At 40.1% G+C, this 26847-nt stretch carries 31 protein-coding genes; 19 read left to right on the top strand and 12 right to left on the bottom strand.

Going from position 1 to position 26847, the window contains the following annotated elements:
- The first annotated feature begins 297 nt into the window (after positions 1–297).
- Positions 298–963 (top strand): uracil-DNA glycosylase, encoded by a 666-nt coding sequence (gene ung, locus IV512_RS03150; protein WP_209400510.1) that lies wholly within the window; start codon positions 298–300, stop codon positions 961–963.
- Between the two features lie 116 nt (positions 964–1079).
- Here ung and IV512_RS03145 read toward each other — a convergent pair whose 3' ends face one another.
- The 6 genes from IV512_RS03145 to IV512_RS03120 all read right to left on the bottom strand — a co-directional run bounded on the left by IV512_RS03145 (position 1080) and on the right by IV512_RS03120 (position 7401).
- Positions 1080–1934, bottom strand: coding sequence for a substrate-binding domain-containing protein (locus IV512_RS03145; protein ID WP_209400509.1), 855 nt, complete (start codon positions 1932–1934; stop codon positions 1080–1082).
- A 175-nt stretch (positions 1935–2109) separates the two neighbouring features.
- Complete coding sequence (ppk1, locus tag IV512_RS03140; RefSeq protein ID WP_209400508.1) at positions 2110–4134, bottom strand: polyphosphate kinase 1; 2025 nt, start codon at positions 4132–4134, stop codon at positions 2110–2112.
- Between the two features lie 57 nt (positions 4135–4191).
- Positions 4192–5061, bottom strand: coding sequence for a nucleoside phosphorylase (locus tag IV512_RS03135; protein WP_209400507.1), 870 nt, complete (start codon positions 5059–5061; stop codon positions 4192–4194).
- A gap of 4 nt (positions 5062–5065) precedes the next feature.
- Positions 5066–5998 (bottom strand): DUF1835 domain-containing protein, encoded by a 933-nt coding sequence (locus IV512_RS03130; RefSeq protein ID WP_209400505.1) that lies wholly within the window; start codon positions 5996–5998, stop codon positions 5066–5068.
- Positions 5999–6118: 120 nt separating this feature from the next.
- Positions 6119–6448: a translation initiation factor gene (locus IV512_RS03125; RefSeq protein WP_209400504.1), complete on the bottom strand. Its 330-nt coding sequence runs from the start codon at positions 6446–6448 to the stop codon at positions 6119–6121.
- Between the two features lie 2 nt (positions 6449–6450).
- Positions 6451–7401, bottom strand: a complete 951-nt coding sequence (locus tag IV512_RS03120; protein WP_209400710.1) for an isopenicillin N synthase family oxygenase — start codon at positions 7399–7401, stop codon at positions 6451–6453.
- Between the two features lie 122 nt (positions 7402–7523).
- Between IV512_RS03120 and IV512_RS03115 the strand changes: the two genes are divergently transcribed.
- The gene (locus IV512_RS03115; RefSeq protein WP_209400503.1) at positions 7524–9500 is read left to right on the top strand and encodes a thiamine pyrophosphate-dependent enzyme; all 1977 of its coding nucleotides are present in this window, start codon (positions 7524–7526) and stop codon (positions 9498–9500) included.
- Between the two features lie 76 nt (positions 9501–9576).
- Here IV512_RS03115 and IV512_RS03110 read toward each other — a convergent pair whose 3' ends face one another.
- Positions 9577–10539 (bottom strand): hypothetical protein, encoded by a 963-nt coding sequence (locus IV512_RS03110; RefSeq protein ID WP_209400502.1) that lies wholly within the window; start codon positions 10537–10539, stop codon positions 9577–9579.
- Positions 10540–10823: 284 nt separating this feature from the next.
- Between IV512_RS03110 and IV512_RS03105 the strand changes: the two genes are divergently transcribed.
- From IV512_RS03105 to IV512_RS03060, 10 genes are all read left to right on the top strand, one after another.
- The gene (locus tag IV512_RS03105; protein ID WP_245224651.1) at positions 10824–11306 is read left to right on the top strand and encodes a lipocalin family protein; all 483 of its coding nucleotides are present in this window, start codon (positions 10824–10826) and stop codon (positions 11304–11306) included.
- A 10-nt stretch (positions 11307–11316) separates the two neighbouring features.
- Complete coding sequence (locus tag IV512_RS03100) at positions 11317–12012, top strand: OmpA family protein (protein WP_209400500.1); 696 nt, start codon at positions 11317–11319, stop codon at positions 12010–12012.
- Positions 12013–12099: 87 nt separating this feature from the next.
- Positions 12100–13224 carry an NAD(P)/FAD-dependent oxidoreductase gene (locus tag IV512_RS03095; RefSeq protein WP_209400498.1) on the top strand — a complete coding sequence of 375 codons (1125 nt, stop codon included), beginning with the start codon at positions 12100–12102 and terminating at the stop codon, positions 13222–13224.
- Positions 13225–13950: a methyltransferase domain-containing protein gene (locus IV512_RS03090; protein WP_209400496.1), complete on the top strand. Its 726-nt coding sequence runs from the start codon at positions 13225–13227 to the stop codon at positions 13948–13950. It begins immediately after the preceding gene.
- Complete coding sequence (locus IV512_RS03085; RefSeq protein WP_209400494.1) at positions 13947–15002, top strand: type III polyketide synthase; 1056 nt, start codon at positions 13947–13949, stop codon at positions 15000–15002. Before IV512_RS03090 ends, IV512_RS03085 begins: the two co-directional genes overlap by 4 nt.
- Before the next feature lie 32 nt (positions 15003–15034).
- Positions 15035–15826, top strand: a complete 792-nt coding sequence (locus tag IV512_RS03080) for an SDR family oxidoreductase (RefSeq protein WP_209400492.1) — start codon at positions 15035–15037, stop codon at positions 15824–15826.
- Positions 15827–15855: 29 nt separating this feature from the next.
- Complete coding sequence (locus IV512_RS03075) at positions 15856–16302, top strand: 3-hydroxyacyl-ACP dehydratase FabZ family protein (protein ID WP_209400490.1); 447 nt, start codon at positions 15856–15858, stop codon at positions 16300–16302.
- Positions 16295–17566 carry a beta-ketoacyl synthase gene (locus IV512_RS03070; RefSeq protein WP_209400487.1) on the top strand — a complete coding sequence of 424 codons (1272 nt, stop codon included), beginning with the start codon at positions 16295–16297 and terminating at the stop codon, positions 17564–17566. Before IV512_RS03075 ends, IV512_RS03070 begins: the two co-directional genes overlap by 8 nt.
- 25 nt (positions 17567–17591) lie before the next feature.
- Positions 17592–17852, top strand: coding sequence for a phosphopantetheine-binding protein (locus tag IV512_RS03065; protein WP_209400484.1), 261 nt, complete (start codon positions 17592–17594; stop codon positions 17850–17852).
- Positions 17849–18277, top strand: coding sequence for a hypothetical protein (locus IV512_RS03060; protein ID WP_209400482.1), 429 nt, complete (start codon positions 17849–17851; stop codon positions 18275–18277). Before IV512_RS03065 ends, IV512_RS03060 begins: the two co-directional genes overlap by 4 nt.
- 4 nt (positions 18278–18281) lie before the next feature.
- Here the strand turns inward: IV512_RS03060 and IV512_RS03055 are convergent, their stop codons facing one another.
- Together IV512_RS03055 and IV512_RS03050 are read right to left on the bottom strand one after the other, a co-directional pair.
- Positions 18282–19181, bottom strand: a complete 900-nt coding sequence (locus IV512_RS03055) for a mechanosensitive ion channel family protein (RefSeq protein ID WP_209400480.1) — start codon at positions 19179–19181, stop codon at positions 18282–18284.
- Between the two features lie 96 nt (positions 19182–19277).
- Positions 19278–20228: a TerC family protein gene (locus tag IV512_RS03050; protein ID WP_209400478.1), complete on the bottom strand. Its 951-nt coding sequence runs from the start codon at positions 20226–20228 to the stop codon at positions 19278–19280.
- A gap of 179 nt (positions 20229–20407) precedes the next feature.
- On the opposite strand from IV512_RS03050, the gene IV512_RS03045 reads away from it, so the two are divergent.
- The 4 genes from IV512_RS03045 (at position 20408) to IV512_RS03030 (ending at position 22672) form a co-directional block, all read left to right on the top strand.
- The gene (locus tag IV512_RS03045; RefSeq protein WP_209400476.1) at positions 20408–21025 is read left to right on the top strand and encodes a nitroreductase family protein; all 618 of its coding nucleotides are present in this window, start codon (positions 20408–20410) and stop codon (positions 21023–21025) included.
- Positions 21026–21029: 4 nt separating this feature from the next.
- Positions 21030–21422 (top strand): hypothetical protein, encoded by a 393-nt coding sequence (locus tag IV512_RS03040; RefSeq protein ID WP_209400474.1) that lies wholly within the window; start codon positions 21030–21032, stop codon positions 21420–21422.
- 9 nt (positions 21423–21431) lie between these two features.
- A complete protein-coding gene (locus IV512_RS03035) occupies positions 21432–21968 on the top strand; it encodes a peroxiredoxin-like family protein (RefSeq protein ID WP_209400471.1) in 537 nt (178 codons plus the stop codon).
- A 71-nt stretch (positions 21969–22039) separates the two neighbouring features.
- Positions 22040–22672, top strand: coding sequence for an NADPH-dependent F420 reductase (locus IV512_RS03030; RefSeq protein WP_209400469.1), 633 nt, complete (start codon positions 22040–22042; stop codon positions 22670–22672).
- Here IV512_RS03030 and IV512_RS03025 read toward each other — a convergent pair whose 3' ends face one another.
- Positions 22673–23185 carry a YceI family protein gene (locus tag IV512_RS03025; protein WP_209400467.1) on the bottom strand — a complete coding sequence of 171 codons (513 nt, stop codon included), beginning with the start codon at positions 23183–23185 and terminating at the stop codon, positions 22673–22675.
- 140 nt (positions 23186–23325) lie between these two features.
- On the opposite strand from IV512_RS03025, the gene IV512_RS03020 reads away from it, so the two are divergent.
- Positions 23326–23667 carry a hypothetical protein gene (locus tag IV512_RS03020; RefSeq protein WP_209400465.1) on the top strand — a complete coding sequence of 114 codons (342 nt, stop codon included), beginning with the start codon at positions 23326–23328 and terminating at the stop codon, positions 23665–23667.
- A 48-nt stretch (positions 23668–23715) separates the two neighbouring features.
- On the opposite strand, the gene IV512_RS03015 is transcribed toward IV512_RS03020, so the two are convergent.
- A complete protein-coding gene (locus IV512_RS03015; protein ID WP_157813274.1) occupies positions 23716–24168 on the bottom strand; it encodes an arsenate reductase family protein in 453 nt (150 codons plus the stop codon).
- A 12-nt stretch (positions 24169–24180) separates the two neighbouring features.
- A complete protein-coding gene (hpf, locus tag IV512_RS03010; protein WP_209400463.1) occupies positions 24181–24483 on the bottom strand; it encodes a ribosome hibernation-promoting factor, HPF/YfiA family in 303 nt (100 codons plus the stop codon).
- Between the two features lie 197 nt (positions 24484–24680).
- On the opposite strand from hpf, the gene IV512_RS03005 reads away from it, so the two are divergent.
- Both IV512_RS03005 and IV512_RS03000 read left to right on the top strand, forming a co-directional pair.
- On the top strand, positions 24681–25013 hold the full coding sequence (locus tag IV512_RS03005; RefSeq protein ID WP_209400461.1) for a hypothetical protein: 333 nt from the start codon (positions 24681–24683) through the stop codon (positions 25011–25013).
- A 185-nt stretch (positions 25014–25198) separates the two neighbouring features.
- Positions 25199–25555, top strand: a complete 357-nt coding sequence (locus IV512_RS03000; RefSeq protein WP_209400459.1) for a hypothetical protein — start codon at positions 25199–25201, stop codon at positions 25553–25555.
- Positions 25556–26847 lie beyond the last annotated feature (1292 nt).

The following is a 26847-nucleotide window of genomic DNA, read 5'->3' as shown; positions in this document are numbered from 1 at the left end:
CTTTGGTCATTTGATCATATTGTTCCCCTGCTGGCACGAGCATCCTTGCTCGTGCCCTATATTAATTCTTTTATCAATCATTATTCCAAATATTCTCAGATTCAAAAAAATTCAACTTCTATAATAGAGCAACATTGTACGAATCTATAGTTTACCGTGCCATCATCTAAGATATATATAACAGCTAATTTCATTTTCTATTATATCAACAACTTGTGCTATCATTCTAAAATCAATTCCTCGATTTTTAAGTAATTTTAGGCTCAGAATTTCAATATAGAAAACGAAAAACAACCAATGGCCGTCACCATAGAAGAAAGTTGGAAACAACAATTGCAAACCGAGTTTGAAAAACCGTATTTTAAAAACTTGTCTCAATTCATTAAAGCGGAATATGCCCTGCACACTTGCTACCCTAAGGGAAAGGATGTTTTTGCGGCTTTTGACCATAGTTCGTTCGATAAAACAAAAGTGGTCATTATTGGTCAAGACCCGTATCACGGTCCGGGCCAGGCGAACGGACTCTGTTTTTCCGTAAAGGATGGTATCGCGCATCCGCCGTCCCTAATTAATATTTTTAAGGAAATAGAAACCGATCTGGGCAAGCCCTATCCTCAAAGTGGCAATTTGGAACGGTGGGCAGAGCAGGGGGTATTGCTACTTAATGCCACGCTAACCGTAAGGGCACATGAAGCGGGAAGCCATCAAAAAAGGGGCTGGGAAACCTTTACGGATGCGGTGATTAAAAAACTGTCGGATAAAAGAGAGGGGCTAATATTTCTGCTTTGGGGTGGTTTTGCCAAAAAGAAGGCGGCATTGATCGACAAACAAAAACATCATATACTAACTTCTGGGCATCCTTCTCCCTTAAGTGCCAACCGAGGTTATTGGTTCGGGAACAAGCACTTTAGCAAGGCAAATGAAATTCTTAAACAAAACGGAGAAGCACCTATAAATTGGTAAATTAATTTTTATATTTATTTAATTGATTTATAACATTTTAAGCTATTAAAACTCCATTCTTAGTTCAAGGGATTAAATTTGATTTTTAAATAGAGTTTACTTGCTTTAATACCATTCTAAGCAAAGGATTTAAGTATTTTTTCATTCGAAACCTTTTCAGGAATCAGGTCAAGGGAGTGTAAGGTGTTCTGTACCTCGTTAACGGTCATGCTATCGATTTGAGCTTGGGTCCAATGGGTCATGGCAAGCCATTCTTTAATATCCTCAGTTTTTTGGTCGTAGCGATTGGCCAATGTTCGGTCTATACTTGGTATTTGTTTAAATTCCCCCGTATAGCCGTTAATGGTGTTCAAGATATGTTTAAGTGTACCTTCTTGTTCTGTAATGAATTTATCGGTTGCCGCTATAACAAAACAAGGCCATGGGGTAGGGCAATCGCCCAGTCTTCTAAAGGTGCCGTTATCGACCAAAGGTTTAGTGGTAAAATGCTCCCACATGAAGTAATCGGCCTTTCCGGTAGTCAACGCTTCAATCGCCCCATCGAGGTTATTGATGACCTCGAATGAAAGGTTAGATGCATCCCACCCCTCATTTCGGGCATTTACGACCGCCATCAGGTGGCTTCCACTACCAAATCTGCTGATAGCCGCCGAAGCACAGTTAAGTTGTGAGATGGATTGAAAATCGCTTTGGGCGCCAACGTGAATTCCCCAGTACAAAGGAGTAGCGATATAACCTTGAACGATTTTTGCGGCATTGCCCTCGACAATGCTTTTCACGATACCTTCAGTAAGAATTATGGCCAGATCGGTTTCTTCGTTCTGCAGCATTTGACACATTTTACCAGTTCCTTCGGGAACCTCCGTCCATTGCAAATCGATACCTTTATCTTCAAAAGCCCCTTCTTCGATAGCCATATGCCATGGTAGATTAAAGTGTTCGGGAACGCCAACTATTCTAACTTTTTTCATGAAAACAATAAAATTTGATAAATACTAACTTTATTAAAGTAAACTACATCAAAGATAAACGAAAGATGAAGTAAATGGAATCGAATATCAATTGAATAGCTAACGCATTGCGTATAAATTTAAATATTAAATCGTATACGATTATTCGATAACCCTCTATTTTATATATATAGAATCAGGATTTCGATTTTAAATAATGGTAGATAGCATACTGTGACCTTAATTCTTCGTTCCCCTGACTTACATAAACATTGGATTCTTCTTCGTTCACCAATCTCGCCTTTACATTATCGGAAAATTGTAGGTCGAGAATATGGCCCAACTCTTCAAAAATGTCATCATCGTATATGGGCGTGAGCACTTCGATACGGCGGTCAAGGTTTCGGGTCATCCAATCCGCTGATCCGATATACATTTTTGGTTTTCCAGCATTTTCAAAACGATAGATACGACCGTGTTCTAAAAAGCGATCGACAACGCTAGTGATTTTTATGTTTTCGGAAATACCTTGGGTGCCCATATCCAGACAGCAAAAACCACGTACCATTAATCGTATCTGAACCCCTGCGCGAGCAGCTTGATAAAGTTTATCGATTATTCTTTGATCTTGTAAACTGTTCATTTTGGCCTGAATGCTTGCGAAGAGTCCCTTTTTGGCATTATTGATTTCACCATCAATAAGTTCCGTAAAACTTGTTCTAGTGGAGAATGGAGAGACCATCAAATGTTTGTTGACCGGCGCTAAGCGTTTACGCTCCAGCACCTCGAAAACATGGGCAAGTTCGGTGGTTATTTTGCTGTGCGCAGTAAAAAGTCCGTGGTCCGCATAAATTTTTGAGGTCTTTCGATTGAAGTTTCCCGTACTGATATACGCATAAGATATTACCTTATCGTTCTCAAGCCGATTGACCATCATAATTTTGCTGTGCACCTTAATTTCAAGGTCACTATGGTACACCTTTGCACCTTCTTTCTTCAATTTTTTGCTCCAATCAAGATTATTGGCTTCATCAAAACGCGCTTTTGGTTCCACGAACACCATCACCTCTTTACCGTTTTTAAGCGCTTTAAGCAACGAGTGTGCAAGCAATGAGTCTTTGGCGATACGGTACAACGAAATCTTGATAGAACTTACCTTTGGGTCATTTGCGGCAGTTTCAAGAAAGTCGAGCACAGGCTCGAAGCTGTGATAAGGAAAATGAAGTAACTGATCTCTTTCTTTAATTTTCTTAAAGAAATCTTTCGGTTCACTTAAAACAGGGTGGGGCAAGGGGGGCAAGGGGTCAAAATGCAACGCCTCATTATTTGTAGGGTCAGGAAAACCCATAAAATCACTGTAATTATGATATTTTCCACCAGGGAACATGTCTACCTTACCCAATTCTAGAAGTTCCCGTAGGCTTCTTTTGGCTTCCTCATCCATACGAAAATCATAGAGTAGGCGAGTGGGTTGGCCGATTTGCCGTTGTGATAGCGAGTCTTCGATTTGTTGGGCTATATCGCCATCGAAGTTATCTTCCCAATAAAGCTCGGCATCACGTGAAAGTTTTACTTCAAAAAAAGATGCTATATCTTTATTTTTGAACAAGTTATGCAACTCGTTCGCGATTATATCATCTAAAAAAGTGATGTATCTCGATTCACCTTTTGAGGAGAGTGTTACAAAACGGTCAATTTTATTGGTTGGAATGGAAACAAAGCTGCTTGAGGCATCCGTAAAGCGAACATAAAAGTAAAGTTCATTGTTGACCAGAAAAGGAATCTCTCCGAATTTCGATTCTATAATTTCCAATTTATCGAACACTTGGTCTTTAAAATAGGTATGCATCTCGTTTTCTTGGTCCGCATCGTAATCTTCCTTTCCTATTAAATAAATTTGATTATTCTTAAGTTCAGGAACGATTTGGTTCTTGAAAATGTCACCAAACAGCTCTTGTTGCCTCTCTACCGTAGAAATTATATGTTTGAGGGTTTTGGTCGGTTTAAGTTTGAGCTTTTTACGAATGGATTTATCGACTTTTTTGATCTGTCGTAGTTTGGAGACCCTAACTCTAAAGAATTCATCAAGATTTGATGAAAATATAGCCAAAAACTTGATGCGTTCGTAAAGTGGATTCCTGAGGTCTTGGGCTTCTTGTAGCACTCGACCATTAAAACTCAACCAGCTTATGTCTCGATGCTTATACAATTTGTCATTCATAGAATGGCAAAAATAACGAATGTGGCATTTATAAATTTAAATTAATAGTTAAGTAATTTAAGAAACTAGCTGGTTCAAGGTGTATTGAATAAGCCCGTCTACACTCGAACCGGGATTTTTACTGAACTTACCTGTAGCACGGTTGGCAAGAATACAGTTCATCGAAACCGCTCGATGCCCAAGCAATTTAGAAAGGCCATAAATACCAGAAGTTTCCATCTCAAGATTGGTAATTTTGTAATTTCTATAGTTGAAAGAACGAAGTTTCTCTTTCAACGCGACATTATCGACAGGTATGCGAAGTACTCGCCCTTGAGGGCCGTAAAATCCTATATTTGTTACCGTAACCCCTAATCGTATACGATTTGAAAATAATTTTTCTCCTAAACTTTTGTCATAACCTACCACATACGGAATTGATTTTCGAGAGGGCCAGTTGGTGTGGTTTATAAACGCATCGGAAAACTCTTGATGCTGTACGTGTTGGCTTTCATAAAAGTGAAGCAATCCATCGAAACCCATAGCGTATTCGCTCATTAAGAACGAATCGATAGGTATTTCAGGTTGAATGGCACCAGAGGTACCGATTCTTATAATATCTAAGGATGTTTTTTGTGCTTTTATCGTTCGTTGGTCAAAATCGATATTCGCTAAAGCGTCAAGTTCGTTGAGAACGATATCAATATTATCAGTACCGATTCCTGTGGAAATTACCGTAATTCTTTTGCCTTTAAAGGTGCCGGTATGGGTATGAAACTCCCGCTTTCCTTTTTTTAGTTCAACGGTATCAAAATGCTTTGACACATCGGAAACCCTGTCTGGGTCGCCCACCGTAATAATAGTCTCTGCGATATCTTCGGGCAATAAATTGAGGTGGTAAATGCTCTTGTCAGCATTTAATATAAGCTCAGAAGGCTCTAATTGCATACTATTAGAGCTTTAAAATTCTGCTCGAATCGGTATTGTATAGAAAATTATATTTTAAGGCGCCCCCTAAATAGACATCGGTATCTTGAATACGGGCATAATAACTGGTTTTATTATCCAGAATTTCTTTGCCTTTTCTACTTAACCTCACCGGGTTAAAGGCCGTGAAGAGGGGTTTCATTCGCGTAAGGGCACGATCGTATTGAGAATCACCAAAACCTAAGAAACCTTGATCTTGTAGGATTTCGGAAATAAATGCTTTTTTAGATGTAGGTTTTTTATCCCTGCCTATTTTCAGAATATTGTTTTCCATGGCATTAAGTCCGTTCTTAATACTGGGAAAGCGCTGTAGATGGGCCTGTAATGCCTCAGGTAAATACTCAAATTGGTAATCAGAGAAATCAGAGAGGTTTTCTAGACGAATAGGGTTGTCACTGCAATACAACTGCCAAACGTAATCGGCGTATTCGATATCGTCTTGCGTAAGTTCAATTTTATTTTTGTAAAGTTCAAGTAGTTTTTCGTCACTAAGTTCACCAAGCCCGAACAACTTATCGGAACCATCTTCTTTACCGCTGCATACCAATGAAATTTGGGCGTATTTACGATTTGCCTTTAGCCAACTGAGCACAGCAATCATATTTACTTGACAAAAAAGATCGTACTCGAACCAGAGTACGATCTCGTCTTGTTGTTTATGGTTACAAAGGGATCGGTATTCTTTTAAGGTTTTTTCAATAAACCAAGACTTCGAAACCTTATAATTTTTGTTCAAGAATTCAAATCGTGCTTTCCAAAAAGATTCGCTTCCGACATTGGTCAAGGTTTTGCCCTCGCAAAGCATCTCACGCCAAGTGATGATATCTCCTTTTAGTTTGAGCGATTTCAGTTTCTCCGTAAAGCTATCTCCGTTGGTGATGTGCAAAAGGGAACTCATGAATAGGGTGGATTAGAAATTGATTAATAAAAGTAACATTTAATCAAAAAAAACAAAAAATAATTAACAGAAATCATTTTTTATAACTGAAACGTTTGCGTTAGTACCAAATTGACGTGCTTAACCTCCTACACGTTTTACCGAAAAACCCTTTTCCTTTAAAATGTCCATGATTTTATCACGGTAATCTCCTTGAATTATAATTTGATCGTTCTTAAACGACCCCCCGACACTGAGTTTTGTCTTAATTTCTTTGGCCAACTTTTTAAAGTCGCTATCTGCGCCATTGTATCCTTCTAAAATAGTCGTCGGTTTACCTTTTCGTTTTTCGTACTTGCAAATTATGGGGTCGTCTTGCAACCAGATATCACTTTTCTTCTCTTTAGAAGGCTTGTCTTCAGAAGGTTCGTGGTCTGGAAAGAGATTTTTAAGTTGATCTTGCAAATCCATATTTAGGCTTTTATCAATCCTAACTCGATCAACCTTTCGTGCAAAAATTCACCTGCCGTGATATCGGTAAACTGCTTGGGGTTGTCTTTGTCTACACAATTATCCAAGCAATTTAAGGGCATTTCGCTTATCGGATGCATGAAAAACGGAATCGAATATCTAGAGGTGCCCCAGAGTTCTTTCGGTGGGTTCACCACCTGATGTATGGTCGATTTTAATTTGTTGTTGGTCAAACGAGATAGCATATCGCCCACGTTGATCATCAACTGGTCGGGTTTTGCAATGGCATCTACCCATTCCCCTTCATGGTTTTTTACTTGGAGTCCTCGACCGTGGGCACCCATCAATAACGTAATCAAGTTAATGTCGCCATGTGCGGCGGCTCTTACGGCATTTTTAGGTTCAGAAGTAATGGGCGGGTAATGAATGGGGCGTAGAATCGAATTCCCGTTTTTAATATAATCATCAAAATAAGTTTCTTCGAGATTCAGGTGTATCGCTAATGCCCGTAATACATATTTAGCTGTTTTTTCAAGCATTTTATAAGTCTCTTTACCTACTTCATTAAAGTTCGGAAGCTCGTCTACCGATACGTTGTCCGGATACTCCTCTTCTAATTTTGCATCATCCTCTACATATTGACCAAAATGCCAAAACTCCTTTAAATCACCTTCTTTTCTTCCTTTGGCATGTTCTTTACCAAAAGAAGTATACCCGCGCTGACCGCCTATTCCCTCAATTTCATATTTGTCTTTCGTCGCTTGCGGCAACTCAAAGAACTTTTTGATTTCTGCATACAGGTTTTCTACCAGTTCGTCCGACAAGAAATGTCCGCTCAGGGCAACAAAACCGATATTCTCAAAAGCAGCCCCAATTTCTTTAATGAACTTTTCTTTTTTCTGTGGGTCGGACGAAACAAAATCCTGTAAATCTACACTAGGTATGGCACTCATAGCTACTTTTTGAAGTTTCGTCAAAGTTAATAAATTAAAGCTAAAATTATCACTATGGGTAATGGTGGGAAGAGCGTAGGTTTTTTTATTTTTACTATACCATTTAGTCCCAAAATCTAAATATGCACTTCACAAAACATGGTATAAGCAATCAGACCTTAATTGAGCTCTATCAGCGCATGTTAATGCCGCGGATGATAGAAGAGCGAATGTTGGTATTGTTACGCCAAGGGAAAATTTCTAAATGGTTCAGCGGTGTTGGGCAAGAAGCCATTTCGGTAGGCGTGGCAAGTGCTCTTTTACCAGAAGAATATATTTTGCCGATGCACCGTAATCTCGGGGTTTTCACTACCCGCGATGTACCCTTGTATCGTCTGTTCGCACAGTGGCAGGGCAAATCTAGCGGTTTTACCAAAGGGCGCGATCGTAGTTTTCACTTCGGCACCCAAAAATTCAATATTATCGGTATGATTTCCCATTTAGGTCCGCAATTGGGGGTTGCCGATGGCATAGCATTGGCCGATATTCTAAATAAACGGGAATATGTCACCGCTGTTTTTTCTGGGGATGGGGGAACTAGCGAAGGTGATTTTCACGAAGCGCTGAACATTGCATCGGTGTGGGATTTGCCCGTACTGTTCTGTATTGAAAATAATGGATATGGACTCTCAACCCCAACAAATGAACAATACCGTTGCGAAAAGCTTTCGGATAGGGGAGTTGGTTACGGAATTGAATCGTATACGATTGACGGGAACAACATTTTAGAAGTTTACAGTAAGGTAAAGACCCTTTGTAAAGAAATGAGAACAAGACCAAGACCGATATTGCTTGAATTTGTTACATTTCGAATGCGCGGGCATGAAGAAGCTAGTGGAACGAAATATGTACCCGATGATTTGCTGGAAACTTGGGGACAAAAAGACCCCATTAGCAACTATGAAGCCTTTTTGTTGAAAGAAGGTTTTCTCGATAATTACCAAATTGAGAGTTTAAAATCTAATATTGAGGAAGAAATTAATCAACATCTACAAATAGCCTTCGATGAAGAAATTATCGATAGCACTGAAAGTCAAGAGTTGAACGATGTCTTTAAACCTTTCGATTACGAGGAAATTGCACCTATCGAAAAGAACGAAAACATACGTTTGGTCGACGCCATATCACAAGGGTTGTTTCAATCGATGGAAAAACATTCGAATCTTGTTCTCATGGGGCAAGATATTGCAGAGTATGGGGGTGTATTTAAAATCACTGAAGGCTTTGTAGAAGCATTTGGCAAAGAAAGGGTGCGAAACACTCCGATTTGTGAATCTGGTATTGTCTCTGCAGCCATGGGGCTGTCTATCAACGGGATGAAATCAGTGGTAGAAATGCAGTTCGCCGACTTTGTGAGTAGTGGTTTCAATCCACTTGTTAATTATTTGGCTAAATCGCATTACCGTTGGGGGCAACATGCAGATGTGGTCATACGTATGCCCTGTGGAGGCGATGTTGGTGCGGGCCCCTTTCATTCCCAGACCAACGAAGCATGGTTTACGAAAACCCCAGGCCTGAAAGTGGTATATCCAGCGTTTCCTTATGACGCCAAAGGCCTATTGGCGACAGCGATCAACGACCCTAATCCCATTCTCTTTTTTGAGCATAAGGCCCTATACCGAAGTGTGTATCAAGATGTGCCCTCAGATTACTATACGCTGCCATTTGGTAAAGCCTCCCTACTAAAAGAAGGAAATGATATTTCTATTGTTGCCTTTGGTGCGGCGGTACATTGGGCGCTGAAAACATTGGAAGAGAACCCTGATATTGAGGCGGACCTTCTGGATTTGCGGACATTAGTTCCTTTGGATATTGATTCCGTTTATGCATCGGTAGAAAAAACTGGGAAACTGATCATTTTACAAGAAGACAGCTTGTTCGGTGGTGTGGCCAGTGATATTTCTGCTCTGGTTACCGAAAATAGGTTCGAATACTTGGATGCGCCCATTAAAAGGGTAGCCAGTTTAGAAACTCCTATTCCGTTTGCCAAGACCCTTGAAGACAAGTATTTGCCGAAAAAGCGTTTTCTGAAGGAACTTATTGACCTTCTGAATTATTGACGTTGTATTTGCGTCAAGAAGCCCATCACTGACAACGGGCTTTCTCAAAAACTATTATTTTAACTTTAAGGCAGTATTACTTATACCTGCTATTGACCTTTTGGGCCATTTTACTCGTGATATATTTAAGATGTTTGGCCTTGATAATTTCATTGGCCTTATGGTTCTTACCAAATTTGACACCACCGAAACCAGTTTGAGCAATAATGGCCCCATCTTCAGCATCGACAACCGTCCATAGATACATGCTATGTTGATGTGACCAAATAATCTTAACATAGGTCTTCCCTTTTTCTTTGTTAAGAATTACATTTTGGTATTTTTCAACATCTACAAGCTCGAAATCATACTCATAGTAAGAGTTCATTTTTTCCAAATCCTTGTCTTTGAAAAAAGCTTTAGGTAGTATTAATTGCGAGTTTTGATTTTTTTCAATGTTGCGCTCTATACTGTAATATTCTTTTTGTGGCACCTCTTTAGCGGCACTATCAATTAAATGTGTCAGTTGCTGGCAAAGAAATAGATAGTCAATCTTTGACAGTTCGCCGTTCGCGAAACCGATTTGGGTTACTGATTCCGGTTTCTTTTTGGTACCTATTATTTCAAGATTGTAACTATAATAAGCAAAGGTGAAGGCTACCCGTTGATAGCTTATTGATTTTGTCGGTGCATTTACGCCCATACCGAAACTTCTACCGAAAGTTGTCGAGTTTGGATCAGTTGAGATATGGTTCATTCGTGTTTCCTTAAGTAAGCCCTCATCATGGGTCAAATAGGCATATTTTGAATCCTTGGACGCTTTCAATTTCTCGATTTCGGTTTTGGAAAGGAAAACTACTTCGGTCAATTTCCAGTTCTCTTCAAAAATTTGTTGAACAGCGGCGTTGGCACTTTTTCCGAATGCATCGTCATCGTTCAATAATTGAACGGCCAAAGTGCTTTGCAATACAATATCCGCATTCTTCTTTTCCGGATACTCATATTGGGCAAATAGAGATAAACTAAAAAAGAGGATTGCTAGCGATAGTAGGTTTTTCATTATAAAAATCTTGATAAGTTTTCAGTAATATTACGATATGTTCCCATGTTCAAAAAGGACATTCGACAAAGCTGCAATAAACTTGGTCAATGGACACTTTAGGTATAAGGGGTCGAATAAGTGCTCTCCGCCCCCTTTAGCAATAGAGCAAATTTCTACTTTTTTAACATCCACACTTCTTATTTTAAACTTCCATCTTGCACCCTATTAACGAGAGATTAACAATAACTCGAAAACATTTGATCGGCCCTCTCGTAAATAGACAAATAATTAAATGATAGATTATGATGAAGAATAGTATGGTGCTTGGCGCACTTTTTCTTTTGTTGTTTTCATGTTCACTTTCTAAAGAGGTAAGAGAGCAACGTAAAACGATAAATGGCACTTGGACGTTGCAAAATGTCTCCTATGCAGATGCTGAGGGAGATTTTAAAGCGAAACTGTTCGATGATGCAGATGCCTTTTGTTTTGAAGGCAGTACATGGTATTTCTTGGAGAATAATAGTACCGGAAGCTACACTATTAATAGCAATACGGCGGCTTGCCCAGCCGGAACAAGAAATATTCGCTGGTCGGTAGCGGAAGACCCTTCGGGTGACGATAGACTTCAATTCAAGTATATCGATGAGAAGAAAAAAGATATTTATGGCAGAACGGGTTATGGTATGGATATTAAATCGCTTACCAGTTCACAGATGACATTGCAGTCAAGGGTAACCGTCGATGGTGCTCCAGTATCCGTGATGTATGAATTCACTAAACAATAAAAAATAGAAGATGAAGAAGTTAATTATAAAGTCAGTATACCTATGTATGGCGATGTCTTTGATCGTTAGTTGCAAAACCATACAAAATGCGAACAACAAACAAAAAGGAGCCACAATAGGTGCCGGTAGTGGTGCAGCCATTGGCGGTGTTATTGGTAATAATGTCGGAAGCGGTAACAATACGGTTTTAGGTGCAATTTTAGGTGCTGCTATCGGAGGTGTTGCCGGTGGGTACATCGGTGATCGAATGGACAGGCAAGCGGAAAAAATCGAAGAGGAAATTCCAGGTGCGGAAGTTACCCGTGTCGGCGAAGGTATCAACGTAACCTTTAACGAAGATGCCGGTGTTTATTTTGACACCAATAAATCTGATGTAAAAGGTACTTCGCAGACCACCTTGAATAGTTTGGCCGAAATTTTAAAAGAGTATCCAAAATCTAATGTGTTGGTCGAAGGACATACGGACAGTGCCGGGCCTGATGATTATAACATGACGCTATCAAAATCGAGAGCAACATCGGTGAGTAATTACCTAATGGCCCAAGGCATCGATAAAAGTAGGTTGACAACTAAGTGGTATGGTGAAAACCAACCGGTTGCCGATAATGAAACTACAGAAGGTAAAGCGAAAAATCGTCGTGTAGAATTGGCAATTGTGGCGAGTGAGGCCTTAAAGGAAGAAGCAAAGCAAAAAGTAAAAGGATAAATCTTGTACTACATTTAGAAAATTTCTCCAAAGAATCCCGTCAATAATTGAACGGGATTCTTTTTATTAAATACTTATCTTCAAGAAGTGAAATACGATTACGATGTGGTAATTATCGGAGGAGGCTTGGCAGGATTGACTGCTGCATTGCATTTAGCAAAAAATAAGTACAATGTACTCGTCATCGAGAAAAATCAATACCCGAACCATAAGGTCTGTGGCGAATATGTTTCCAATGAAGTGGTACCCTATTTAGATAGTCTCGGCATAGCTTTACCCTCCGCAGGAGCAGCGTCTATCAATCATCTTCTGTTGAGTACTACAGATGGAAATCACCTTAAGGCTGAATTACCTTTAGGCGGACAAGGTATTAGCAGGTATACGCTAGACGATATACTCTACAATGAAGCTTTGAGCAATGAGGTGGATTTTCTATTTGAGGACGCTGCTCAAGTATTATTTAAATATTCATTTTTTGAGGTGGTTACGGGATTTAGTAAAAGTATTACTTCAAGAATAGTAATAGGTGCATATGGTAAGAGAAGTACACTTGATAAGAAATTGAATCGAAGGTTCATCGCCACAAAATCATCTTGGATGGCGGTAAAATCGCATTATGAATATTCGGACTTTCCTAAGAGTCAAGTGGCCCTGCATAATTTTCAAGGGGGTTATGGCGGTTTATCAAAAACTGAAAGTGGCGCCGTTAATTTTTGTTATTTGGCGAGCTATGAGAGTTTTAAGAAGGAAAAAAATATAGAGAGTTTCAATTCCCATGTCGTGGCTCAAAATCCTTTTTTGAAAGAGTTTTTGGCGAATGCAAAACCTTTATTCGAACAACCTTTGACAATAGCCCAGATTTCTTTTGAACCGAAATCCATTGTCGAAAATCATCTGTTGATGTGCGGTGATTCTGCGGGGTTGATACATCCGCTTTGCGGCAACGGTATGGCTATGGCCATTCATAGTGCTAAAATTGCAGCCGAATGTATTCATGATTTTTTTACAAACGGATCTGAAAATAGACAGGTACTTGAACGACGATATTTAAAACAATGGCAAAAGGCCTTTAAAAAACGGCTTTGGTATGGCCGGCAGCTTCAACGTTTACTTTTGCTACCCAAATTATCAAGCTATGCGCTATCATTAATCATAAAGTATCCCGCAATTATCAATAAAATTATTAAAGCTACCCATGGTCAACCTCTATAAATGCTGAATTTCCCGATACGAAATACTGACCCCGAGTTAATGGACAATCCCAATGTCGATGAATTGGTCTTGGAAAAGGTTTTTCAAGACATCAACAAAAGCAATCGGCTATTAGGGGGTATACAAAGTACCATAAAGGCGTTAGAATCTGTAATAGATGTCTATCCAAAAGAATCGTATACGATACTAGATATGGGTTCAGGGGATGGTGAAACACTTCGACAAGTGGTTTTATGGGCTAGAAGGAAGGGTCTAATTATAGAATGTTTTGGTGTCGATTTGAGTGAAAAGGGATTGGAGATTGCCGCTGAACTATCAAGTGATTTTCCTGAAATACAATATCTAAAATGTGATATTCTATCATTGCACGATGATGTAATCACCTGTGATGTATTGTTATGTTCTCTTACTATGCATCATTTTTCGAATCATCAGATTCCGATATTTTTAGAGCGGTTTACACAGTTGGCCCATGTAGCCGTAATTATTAATGACCTAGAGCGCAGCGTTTTGGCCTTTTATCTTTTTAAAGCATTTAGCGCTATTTTTATAAAAACCGAAATTGCTAGGAATGATGGGGCAATTTCGATCAAAAGTGGTTTTACCAAAGCGGAACTCCATGCGTTTTCAAAAAATATAACAACAATGAAACATGATATTCAGTGGAAATGGGCCTTTCGATATGTATGGGTCATGACCCCAAAAACGGCTAACCAAAATTTATGAATGAAGTTCGAGTAGCGGCAGTGGCCAAAGAATTGCCTCCGTATAGCCGCAAAACTGAAGATATTATTCCCCTGGTCGAAACTTGGTTGGGCGATCAAGATGAGAGATATAGAAGAAAGGTCATAAAGATTTTTGAAGGGGCCGCTGTTGATGAACGTTATAGTATTATGAGTCCGGAAGAGGTTTTTACGATGACCTCCTTTGAAGATAAAAACGCTATTTATGTTCGAGAGGCCAAAAAATTGGGAAAATCGGTTTTGCAAAAAGCATTGACCAAGAGCGATTGGTCGGCTGTTTCTTTGGATTATATTATTACCGTAAGTTGTACCGGCATCATGATACCTTCTTTAGATGCCTATTTAATAGAAGATTTAGGGCTCAAACAGGATGTCGTAAGACTTCCGGTAACTGAGATGGGATGCGCTGCAGGGGTATCTGGGCTCATTTATGCCCATAATTTCTTAAAATCCAATCCTGGAAAGCGTGCTGCGGTAGTGGCGGTCGAAAGCCCAACGGCCACTTTTCAGCTTAACGATTTTTCGATGGCCAATATGGTCAGTGCGGCTATTTTTGGTGACGGAGCGGCCTGTGTGCTCTTATCATCCGAAGAAATTAGTAACGGCCCTAAAATTATCGGAGGTGGAATGTATCATTTTCCAGAAGCTACCCACATGATGGGTTTTGATTTGACCAATCACGGACTCAAGATGGTCTTGGATATTGCCGTGCCCGAAACTATTTCAGAACATTTTCCTGATATCGTTCATCCCTTCTTGGAAAAATATGGAACTTCCATAGATAAAATCGAGCATTTGATTTTTCACCCAGGGGGTCGTAAAATTGTGCAGACGGTGGAAGCGTTATTCGGTACCATGGACAAAAATATAGATGATACCCGCGAAGTGCTTAGGGCATATGGCAACATGAGTAGCGCTACAGTATTGTATGTGCTAGAACGTTTTTTAGAAAAGGAAATCAAAGAGGGGGAGCAGGGCCTTGTTCTAAGTTTCGGACCCGGTTTTTCTGCGCAACGGGTTTTATTGGAGTGGTAGACGTTTTAAGAATTTAGTGTTCTGTTATTTGTATGGATGTAAAGAAGAAAAATGAATGGGCCCTGATATTGGGCGGTAGCAGTGGCCTGGGCTTGGCTACGGCTAAAAAGCTTGCGAAACACGGGTTTCATATATTGATTGTTCACCGGGATAGAAAGGCTGATTTTAAAGAGATTACGAACGACTTTAAAGAAATTACTTCAAATGATGTTCGTTTCGAACATTACAACATCGATGTGACCCATATCGAGAAAAGAACCCAGACGATTCAGGCCATAAAACAGTTGATTACTCCCGAAGGTTTTATTAAGGTTTTAGTGCATAGCATTGCTAAAGGAAGCCTTAAACCGATGTATTCGCCCGAGGAAAATGTTTTAGATCTACAAGATTTTCAAATCACTTTAAACGCCATGGCTCTAAGCCTTTATGATTGGACGAAGGCCTTATTACGCGAAGGTCTGTTCGCTGATGATACAAGAATCATATCGTTTACCAGTGAGGGCAATACGCGTGCCTGGCAAGGGTATAGTGCAGTTTCCGCTGCTAAAGTAACACTAGAGGCTTTAACCCGTAATATTGCCTTGGAATTTGCTCCTTTGGGTATAAAAGCAAACTGTGTTCAGGCGGGTACCACTGAAACCAAGGCATTTCAAATGATACCGGGGCATGATACGATTAAAAAAAACGCCTTAAAACGCAATCCGAATGGTAGGTTAACGGTTCCTGAAGATGTGGCGAATGCCGTTTATCTGTTGACCACAGACGAAGCCCGTTGGATTACAGGAACGATTATCAAAGTTGATGGTGGCGAAAGTTTACAGTAATGCTCACAAGCATTAAACTTTATGAACAAATGAACGACATACTAGAAAAGCTCCCTTATAATAAGCCTTTTTTATTTGTAGATCAATTATTTAAGGTGAACGATAACGAGGTCGAGGGCATCTATACTTTTGATACGGAATCCGATTTTTATAAAGGCCATTTTAAAAACAATCCTGTTACACCGGGAGTGATTCTTACCGAGTGCTGTGCACAGATAGGAGTAGTTTGCTTAGGAATTCATTTAATGGATAAAGAAAGTACAAGTGAGAGTGCTGAATTGCAAATTGGTCTCAGTAGTTCTGAAATGGAATTTTTAGTACCCGTACTTCCGGGTGAAACGGTGAAGGTTGTTTCTAAAAAAGTATACTTTCGGTTTCATAAATTAAAATGCGAGGTGAAAATGTACAACTCTACTCAACAACTGGTCTGTAAGGGCACCATTGCCGGAATGATAAACCCTGTACAACATGTCTAGGCGGGTCGTCGTTACAGGTTTGGGCGTTTGCGCCCCTAACGGAATTGGTTTAAAGGAATTCGGTGATGCCATGATTCACGGCAAAAGCGGAATCCGGTTTATTCCTAAACTGAAAGAATTGAAATTCGGTTGTCAAATAGCTGGGGAACCCCAAATTTCCGAGGCACTATTACAAAATTATTTTACGCCTTTACAATTGAGGGGACTCAAAGCCTCGGGAATCATTTATGGAGTAATTGCCGGTACCGATGCTTGGGCCGATGCCGGATTAAAAAAGGCTCCCGATGACCGACCCGATTGGGATAGTGGCATTATATTCGGGTCTGGCACCTTGGGTATTGCAAAATTTCATGAAGCTATGCTTCAAGTAGATGAGGGGCAGGTGCGTCGATTGGGTAGCACAACGGTGATTCAGACCATGGCTTCAGGTATCAGCGCCTATTTAGGTGGAATTTTGGGTTGTGGTAATCAAGTTACGACCAATTCTTCGGCCTGTACCACGGGTACCGAAGGTGTTTTAATGGGCTATGAACGGATTAAAGCCGGTCAAGCGGAAAGAATGTTGGTGGGCAGTTGCAGCGATAGCGGCCCCTATGTATGGGGCGGATTCGATGCCATGCGCATTTTGCCCAGAAATTTTAACGATAATCCAGAAAAGGCAAGCAGGCCCATGAGCGCCTCGGCGGCTGGATTTGTGCCGGGTAGTGGGGCAGGGGCTCTGGTCTTGGAATCTTTGGAGAGTGCGAGGGCTAGAGGGGCTAAAATATATGCAGAGGTACTCGGTGGCGCCATTAACAGTGGTGGTCAACGTGGAGAAGGCTCCATGACTGCACCCAACTCAGAAGCGGTGCAACGTTGTATTACGGCCGCAGTTCGGCAAGCGGGTATTCAAATATCCGATATAGATAGTATCAACGGTCATTTAACGGCTACCGCCAAAGATGCGCTTGAGATAGAAAACTGGAGCCAAGCTCTAGAAAGAAATGGTAAAGATTTTCCGATAATCAATTCTTTTAAAGGGCTTTTCGGGCACTGTTTATCGGCAGCGGGCAGTATTGAGTGTGTGGCTTCAGTATTACAGTTTCAATTGAATAAGGTATTCGGAAACGCCAATTGTGAAGACCTACATCCCGATATTGAAAAACTATTACCTACGGGGCGAATTCCTAAAAGTACCATAGATTATAGACCAAATATTCTGGCCAAAGCCAGTTTTGGTTTTGGTGATGTAAATGCTTGTGTTATTTTTAAGCGAGTTAATTAATACTGAGGGCACAGCCCATAAGCGGATGGACGAGAATATCAAATACGAAAAATTACGTAATATAATTAAATTGTATCTACCTGAAGATGTGTCGGTTGATTACATAGATATAAAGAGTCACTTGATAAATGACTTGAATATAAATTCTGCCAATCTTGTCGATATTGTACTTGATGTTGAAGACGAATTTGACATCATGTTAGAGAACGATGATATGGATACTATGCAAACCGTAGAAGATGCTCTACAAATTATAGACTCCAAAATTGCCAATAAGAACTCATGAACGAATATTTGTCTTGGGCCAAGGCCAAATTTCAGGTCGATAGGCGACTGATTTTTACTTACTGTACTGTTTATTTTCTATGGGGATTGGGTATGAACTGGTTCGGTGCCACTGTTGAAATTGCCAAATTCACGTTTTGGTGGCAGGTAATCACCTGCTACATTTTGTATATGGTGCCCATTTCACTCTTGCTACGCAATCTTCCTTTTCATATGCAATATGCCTACGGATTGATTGCTATGGGGCTCTTGGAGTTCGGTGGATACTGGTTCGAAACTTCATATGCTTACCCTAACAATTTATTGGACCAGTTTTTCGGAATCCGAAATTTTGCTTTGGGAATGGCCCTTTTTTTTGCCCTCTATTTTCCGTTAGGCAATTGGGCGGTCAATAAGATTTACAAGAGTTTTAGTAGTAACAAGTAGTTCATTAACTCTCTTTGTTAGCCTGTTGCTGTAAACGGACCGGAAATTCGGTCTCTCCACCATAGAGTTTGATTTCATGAATATCGGCCGGCATATAATACCCCGCATCCTCTAGGGCTTCCTTGACGTTTCTCACCACATTTCCTTTCGTAATCAAGGCCATACGCCTAAAGTCCTTAGTATCTACCCAAAAGAAGACCTTTAGGTTTACGGTACTTGTGGCCAACTCATCCTCTATAACAAAATTTTCATGCTCTTCATCTTCAATGACCCCCGGTTCTTTTCGCAATGCCTCTAAAACGGTTTTCTTCGCACCTTCGATATTGTCTTCGTAAGCGATACCCAGAACAAAATCCCATCGGAAAAAACCATCTTCGGTAAAATTGGTTACGGGTTCGGTAAGCACGTCACTATTGGGAATATAAACATCTTTACCATCGAAGGTTTTCAATTTGGTGTACCTGAACTCCAATGCTTTTACCTTACCAAAATTGCTGCCAATCTCTACGGTGTCGTTCACATCAAAGGGTCGGCTAAAAGCGAGGATAATTCCGGCAATAAAGTTTTCACCGATATCTTTAAAGGCAAAACCCAATACCACTGCACTAGCACCTGCAGCGGTTAGAATACCTGCCGCTATGCCTCCAAGACCAGCTGCGTTCAAGGCCAGCATAATCGCTATAACAATTGAAGTATATTTGATGGCCTTACCTAAAAAACGACTCATTAAGGGGTCATCGGTTTTTGCCGATAATCGCCTTCGTGCGAACCGGCCTAACCAAGACCCCAATAAAAGGCCCAGTATAATGATAAGAATACCCATGCCGATGCCCGGCAATTGCTCTATAAATCGGTCGTAAAATGAGACCAGTGATTCGGTAATTGTAGTGTCCGTTTTTTGCATAATTGAATGTTACAATTCAAGAATGCTAAAATTAGGGCTAGTAGAAAGACCTTATGACCTCAATGAAAAAGAAAACTGGCTTTATCTATCTGATAATCAAATAATCTCTTCCTCTTTCTGTGGCAGGAAAAGTGAAGCCAGAATGCCAGCAAGTAACGATACCGCTATTACAGTAAGTGAAACCCACTCTGGTAACTCTATCTGATGTGAGAACAGCATTTTCAACCCTACAAATGCTAAAATGACCACCAAACTGTAGTTGATATAACGGAATTTTTCGAGCATGCGCGAAATTAAGAAATACATCGACCTCAAACCGAGAATGGCCAAAATGTTCGAACTGAATACGATAAACGGGTCGGCGGTAATGGCTAAAATAGCGGGAATACTGTCTAAAGCGAACAGAACATCGGTCAACTCGATAACGATAAGTGCCATAAAAAGGGGAGTGGCAGCATTGACGCCCATCCGTTTCACGAAGAAATCATGACCATGAAGTGTTCCCGTAATAGGAAATATTTTCTTTACCTGCCTAAAAACCCAAGAGTTCTTAGGGTCAAAGTCGCTATCATCGGATTTCAGCATTTTATAGGCAGTGTACAATAGAAAAACTCCGAATACATATATAATCCATTCGAACTTGGTAATCAGGGCGACCCCAAAGACAATCATCAATCCGCGAAAAACAATAGCGCCCAAAATGCCCCAGAACAATACCCGATGCTGGTATAATGCCGGTATGTTGAATGAGGTGAATATCACGGCAATTACAAAAACGTTGTCAATACTTAGGGACAATTCTATCAAATAGCCGGTAATGTATTTGAGTACGGCATTGTTCGGGGTAAGGCCTGTCGGGTTCTCGACCAAACCACTTGAAAAAAGCCAATAGATGACTCCACTGAAGCCCAGCGCCACGGAAACCCAAACGGCCGTCCAAATACCGGCCTCCTTACTTTTGATTACGTGTTCATTTTTGTGAAAAACACCAAGGTCTAATGCCAAGAAAAATATGACCAATGCAATAAAGAGAATCCACACCCACATAAGTTCGATTTTGAAGCGGCGAAGTTAGCAATTTCTAGCATTTTCATTGACCCATTTGATACGGTAATAGACCCAAATGATTGTATTCTGAATCCATCAAAAAACAAATGTGTAGCGTTAAACAATTCTTCTGTTCAGATGTAATTTAGAGCAAATTGCTAATGAAAAATTTTTGAGATATGAACGAGATAGAACAAATTGCCCTAGACAAAATCGCGGGCAACGATTATGAAATATACGCGCTTTTAAAACAGCGGTACAGTCCGAGAGTTTTTGACGAAAAACCCATTGACGATGCTAACTTAAAACGGCTTTTCGAAGCGGTTCGATGGTCTGCCAGTTCAAGTAATCTTCAACCATGGCGATTTATTTACGCCCACAAGGGCAGTGATGGTTATGACAAAATCTTAAACTGTTTAAGCGATTTTAATCAAACTTGGGCCAGTAATGCACCTGTTTTAATGCTAACGGCCTATAAGGAGAACAAACCCGATGGGGAAGAAAATTTTCATGCCCTTCACGATTTAGGTCTTGGTATGGGAAGCTTGTCGGTACAAGCACAATATATGGGCATTGCCGTACATCATATGGCCGGTGTCGATTGGAAGAAAGCACAAGAAGTCTTCGAAGTACCCGAGGGATATCACGTGACCACTGCGGTGGCCATAGGTTATTACGGTGGGGAACTGGAAAAACTTTCCGATGAACTGCAAGAGCAGGAAACAGCGGATAGAACACGAGAACCGCAACACAAGTTCGTATTTGAGAATGCGTGGAACCATCCACAGGAAAAATAAAAAAATGAAAAAGAATTCGACATTTTGGGCATTACTATTTTCAGGAGTTGGTATTGTAGCGAACCTTCGAGGGCAAGATACTTACTTTCAAGAGGGAAACCGAAACAGTGAGGCATGGGCAAAATCTTTGACCCAGGCCTACCAACCTGAGTTGGTCATGAGCGGCAATCAGACCTTGCTATTTCAAAAGAAGCTGCAAGAATTTCTGACTCGTGAAAACAAAATTCAACGTTCAGAAATGAGCCCTGAGGATAAGTTGCATTTGCTGTCGCAATTGGCACAGCAGCAACGTGCCGAAATGGCGAATATTTTAACGAGACCCCAATTGAAGCGGTATATCAAAGTAAAACAAGATATACAACCGGTTTCGATAGTGGTCGATACTATTAATCATTAAAATTTATATATGCTATTACCTAGAAAAGAAGTACCCCAATTAGAACTTAATTTAATCAATGATACCAAGTGGAAACTAAGCGCCCAAGATAGTGATACGTTCACCATGATTGTTTTTTATCGTGGCATACATTGCCCTATCTGCAAAATTCAGCTCGAAGAATTGGCCGGTAAATTAGATAAGTTTAAAGAACGCGGGGTAAACGTTATAGCCGTTAGTTCAAATACGGAAGAACTCGCTAAAAAAACTGCGGAAGAATGGAAAATTCCGGAATTGCCCTTGGCTTATGGGCTCACCATGGAACAAGCACGCGAGTGGGGCTTGTTCATATCTGAAGGAATTTCCGAAAAAGAGCCTGAACAATTCTCAGAACCAGGAATTTTCTTTGTAAAACCCGATAATACCTTATATGCATCATCTATTCAGACCATGCCATTTGCAAGACCTGGTTTCGATGATATTTTGAAAATGATCGATTATGTCAAGAAAGAAGATTATCCTGCGAGGGGAGAATCTGAAGTGTTGTTAGAAGAAGCGATAGCCTAAATTGGCACTGCAATTTCAAAGGTTGAAAAGAGATATAAATCATCCGTAAGACGGAATAAAATAATTGAAAAATGAAAATAGGAATAATTGGAAGTGGAAATATCGGAGGAACCTTGGGCAAGCATTGGGCCCAGGCCGGGCACGAAGTGCTTTTTAGCTCACGTCACCCCGAAGAATTGGGCGATATCGTGCGTGAAGCCGGTGATAAAGCCAAAGCGGTAAGTGTGGCCGAGGCTTTTGAGGCCAACGCCGATGCGTACCTTTTAGCTACACCTTTTAAGGCCATAAACGAGACGGCCGAGGTGTTTGCCGGTGAATACGGTAATAAAGTAATAATCGATGCGACAAACCCGTATCCGGAAACGGATGGGGAAATTGCTCAAGACGTACGTGACGATAATAGAAATGCTTCGGAGTATACCGCGTTGAAATTTTCAACGGCCTTTACGGCAAAAGCTTTCAATACGATTCATGCGAAAGATTTAAAAGAACGCGCTTTTGACGATTCGAACCCCATGGCGGTACCTTTTGCGGCCCAAGATGCCAAGAGTAGAGAGGTCACCGACAAGCTGATTCGCGATATCGGCTTCATACCCATATACGTGGGCGATTTAGGTAGCACCAAGGCTATGGAAGTCGATGAGAAAGTATATGGCGTAAGTACCGATCAGCAAGAGTTACGATCCATGCTGAATATTTCGTAGTTAAAGCATTAGTTTTAGGGTAACGAGTACCTTGTTTTCTTCCCTTTGATTTTTAATATGGATGTCATAATCGGAAGTAAATAGGGTGGTGGTACCTAGAAGCCGATTATCTTTTCGTTCAATGCGAAAGGTAATCGGCTTTTCTATTCCTTTAATCGTAAGGTTTCCGTTAACGGAATAACTGCCATCATCCATTTTAACAATTTCGGTACTTTCAAACGATAGCCGCGGGTGTGAATCGGCATCGAAATATTTGTTGCCCTTGAGGGACCAATCTCGAATGAAATTTCCTGTTTTTAGGGTTTCAACGGCTACCGAACCCACGAATTTCGAATTTTCGATATGTGCCAAGTCAATATTCGAGCTAGACTTAAAGCCGGAAATACTGCCATCAACATTCTTAGAGATAAAGGTAAAAGTGATATCCGCAGAAGAAATATCCGTCGTATTCTGGGCATAGGTATTCTGTAAGATGAAGCAAATTACAAGGAGGAGTACGCCATTTCTACACATAAGCACAGCTTGAAAGGCAAAGTACGGGATAATATTTCATTTTGTCGAATTGTTTTGCCGTTCGACCAGATATTATACGATGCCCTGAAAGAATAATCGAATAATTCATAAATTAGCATAGAGACTATATGAAACCCCCTATGAAAAAATCACTTTTAAAGGGTATATGCCTGGCATTGGCATGTACTGCTGCAAGCACTACGTTACAGGCACAAGAAAAAAAGCAGTCGCACGAAGTAACCAAGTATACGGTTATGGAACGGTTTGAGCCACAAATGATATTATCTCCGGAAGAACGGGTAGATTTAAAGGAAGAACGAATGGCCGAAATACAGCGTACTCGTGAAATTGTTGATACCTTGGATATTTCAGAAAGGAGAAGAGAGCGACTCTTAAACGATATTTTGCAAAAACCCTATTCGGCACGGCTGTCGAAAACAATGGCCAAGCTCGAATTTGAAGACGACGAAAGCGAACAATAAAAAAAGCCACCGATTAGGTGGCTTTTTCATTTAAATTATTTGAGAATCTTATATGAACGATTCGTCTTTAGTCGTTGACGAAGTGGTAGGGGAGTCGCCCAAATTCTTTTTTTCCAATCCTGCGGAATCGACCCCGAAAAACTTCAAGACCTGAGATCTACCGGTGACTTGCATAAAGTTTTTACCCTTTATGGCAATCGGGTTCTGCAAAAGTGACGGATTTTTATCAATCAACTTCAACCAATCATCGGTATCAAAAGAATTACTACTCTCAATATCCAAGGTTTCGGTATTGTCTAAGGAAAAAAGTTCTCCTAAATCTTTGTTTAATCCATCTGCCAAGGTTACCCATACCGCGTGGCCCAGATTGGTCTCGGCGATATCGATGGTACGCAGATGTTCACCTGCCCCTTGCACATAGCCCAAAACCTGCTTGCCCAAGTGTGAAGTGGAACTGTACACCAAGGTCAGTAATTTTTCATCAGTTGTTAGAACACTCATATCGTTCATAGTTTAGTGTGATTTTAGTTCTTCTTTTCTCTTTTTTAACTGTCGTTCTAGACTAGACACCGATTCTTTGATGGAAGCTTCAAAACTCTCATTACTCGATTCGGCGAACAATCGTGGGCCGGGAGCGCTTAGGCGTATGTTACAGACCAATCCGGTTTCTGGTGTTGACGTATTTTCTTTTTTAAAAAATACATCGGCTCGTACCAAGAAATCGAATTTATCAACTAGTTTATTGATCTTATTTGTGGCCAACTCTTCTAAGCGTTCACTGGCACTTACGTTATCGTACTCAAAAATTATTTCCATACTGCAAGTTACCAGTGGAAGTAAGCGCTTTGGTGCCGAAAAGAATTATTTATTGCCACAGCTACAAATCGAAGGAATAAATTATTGTTAAAACTTGAAAATTCCTACTCATACGAAAACGTTGTAGATGTATTTTTTGTAGCTTTAAGAAGTAACCTTGTTAAAATCCTACAGTTTGACCCCTAAATCTATGCGCCATGGAAAAATTCAAAAAAAATCTTCATCATCTCCGCGAGGGAGATAGCAATGCCCTAATCGTCAGGCTTGAACGTAACCAACGTAATTTATCTCAAATGCGCAGTCAGTTGCGGTCATACCGTTGTGAGCCCAAAACCTATAATCTGTTTGAAAGAATAGAGGCTCTAAAAAATACGATGGACCGTTGTAGCAAAAACCACAAAGAAGTTATTCACGCACTTAAGGGAGACGAAAATAGCATGGGTGAATATGTTAGCGAAGCTAAAAAACAACTCTCGGAATTTAGAAAATTGCATGAGAATATAGAGGACTATTTGTCGAATTGTGAATAAAACTTAAACTCTCAGTTTAAGAAAAAGCTTACTTAATAAGTCAATTTAACATATTTTAAGCTTTATTTTGGCGTTTCAGTAAATAGGTTGTGAATTTTAAGTTAAAAAACCGTTAGCACAAACATTTATAGGAAGTTACGAATACATTTGTATAGAATTTGACTGCTTTAACTACAACGTTTGAAATGACTGTTTACGAGAATACGACTACAAAGGCACAATTTACCAATGATAAAAATGTGCAACTTAAACGCTTGGATAGAAATCAACGTGATATTGATCAGTTTTCGCGTAAACTTTCATCTTACTTGTGCGAGCCCAAAACCTATCATCAATTCGTTAGATTTAATGAGTTGAAGGAGAATGTTTCGGAATTGGCTCATTCGAACGAAAATATCATCACCGAGCTGCGCAGTGACGAAAATGCATCGGCACGCTGCTCTGGTATGCTACAGAAACATCTAGACCGGTTTCAGAATTTTGCCAGTGAAGTGGTGGAATATCTTCGGGATGTAAAAGTTACCGAAACTACCATAGCCTAATAGAAGCGCTGCTTTTTGAGATTTATTTCTATAACGGAGGAGAAGGTCTACAATATTCAATGTTACGTACGAGAGCTTTTGAATTATCCTGTAGGTGATTTTACTTTGTAGGCTAGCCGAGGTGTTGGACTTAGCAGCACGATAGTTAATGCCAGCGCGCCATCCCGCACAAAATTCTAAAGATTCTCAATCTTAAGAATTAATGCCGTATTTGACATACGCGAGCTTTTGAATTACCCTGTGGATGATTTAAAAATCGGCGAGATGGTGTTGATGGACTTTCAAGCAAGATATTTCATTTGGTGTAAAATATGGTGATAGTGGGCTTCTAATTATTCTATTTTACATACGCGAGCTTTTGAATTATCCTGTGGATGATTTAAAAGTCGGCGAGATGATGCTGAAGGACTTTCTAAGCAAGATATTTCATTTGGTGTAAAATATGGTGATAGTGGGCTTTTAATTATCCTATTTTACATAATATAAATTATAGTACAATCTGGTTAATCTGTAAAACGACGCATACCGTGTATTTGATATAATATCAGATATGAGGCCTTTAGGTTCATATCGTCAGATATTATGTCAAAGCTGTTTTACTGAAATGTTCAAAACATCAGTAGCTATAATTATTCACGATGCTCATATATTGTTTTTTATAGGAGTTCATCGGCGCTTCGCGGGTCTATGATGTAAAATATCCCTCAAGCTTTGAGAATTGATCAAAACTCACAACAGGGTCATCAACCTTTCCAATTTACGTAGCTTCAAATTTTCCACACAGAAAAAACTTTTTAGAGAATTTCAATTTCGTAGAAACTCCAGCGAGAAACATTCCGTCTGTACTCATAATTAGTCGTGCCGCCTGTGCTGAGCGAAGCCGAAGCATAAAATTGCCGCACACCAATCGTTCGATTGCTTTTAAAACACAAATGCAAAGCATTCATGAGCTCCTTTAAAAAAAATAAATATCAGCGAATAACTTGCCAACGCTTGCCAACGCCACGACATAAATTTCAAAGATTGAGAATCTTTGAAATTTTGTGCGAGTTGATGCTGATGGCATTTCTGGCAGAAAGATCAATAAATTTTTCACAGGCATTCTCGGTAGCTTGCCGCAACAGCTAACGGAAGTATTTTTGAAGGTCTGGTAGACCTTTAGAAATATGAGCGAGATGGTGCGCCGGCAGAGCGAGATAATTTCTAAGCACTTGCTAACCTCTCATCTTGTTTGAAGTTTTTTTTGAACGTGTTCCTAACATTATTTAAAATAGACCTTCGGTATTGTAACT

This window comes from Pseudozobellia sp. WGM2, from assembly GCF_017810075.1.
Taxonomy (GTDB): domain Bacteria; phylum Bacteroidota; class Bacteroidia; order Flavobacteriales; family Flavobacteriaceae; genus JADNYK01.
This window is presented reverse-complemented; position numbering and strand designations above follow the sequence as displayed.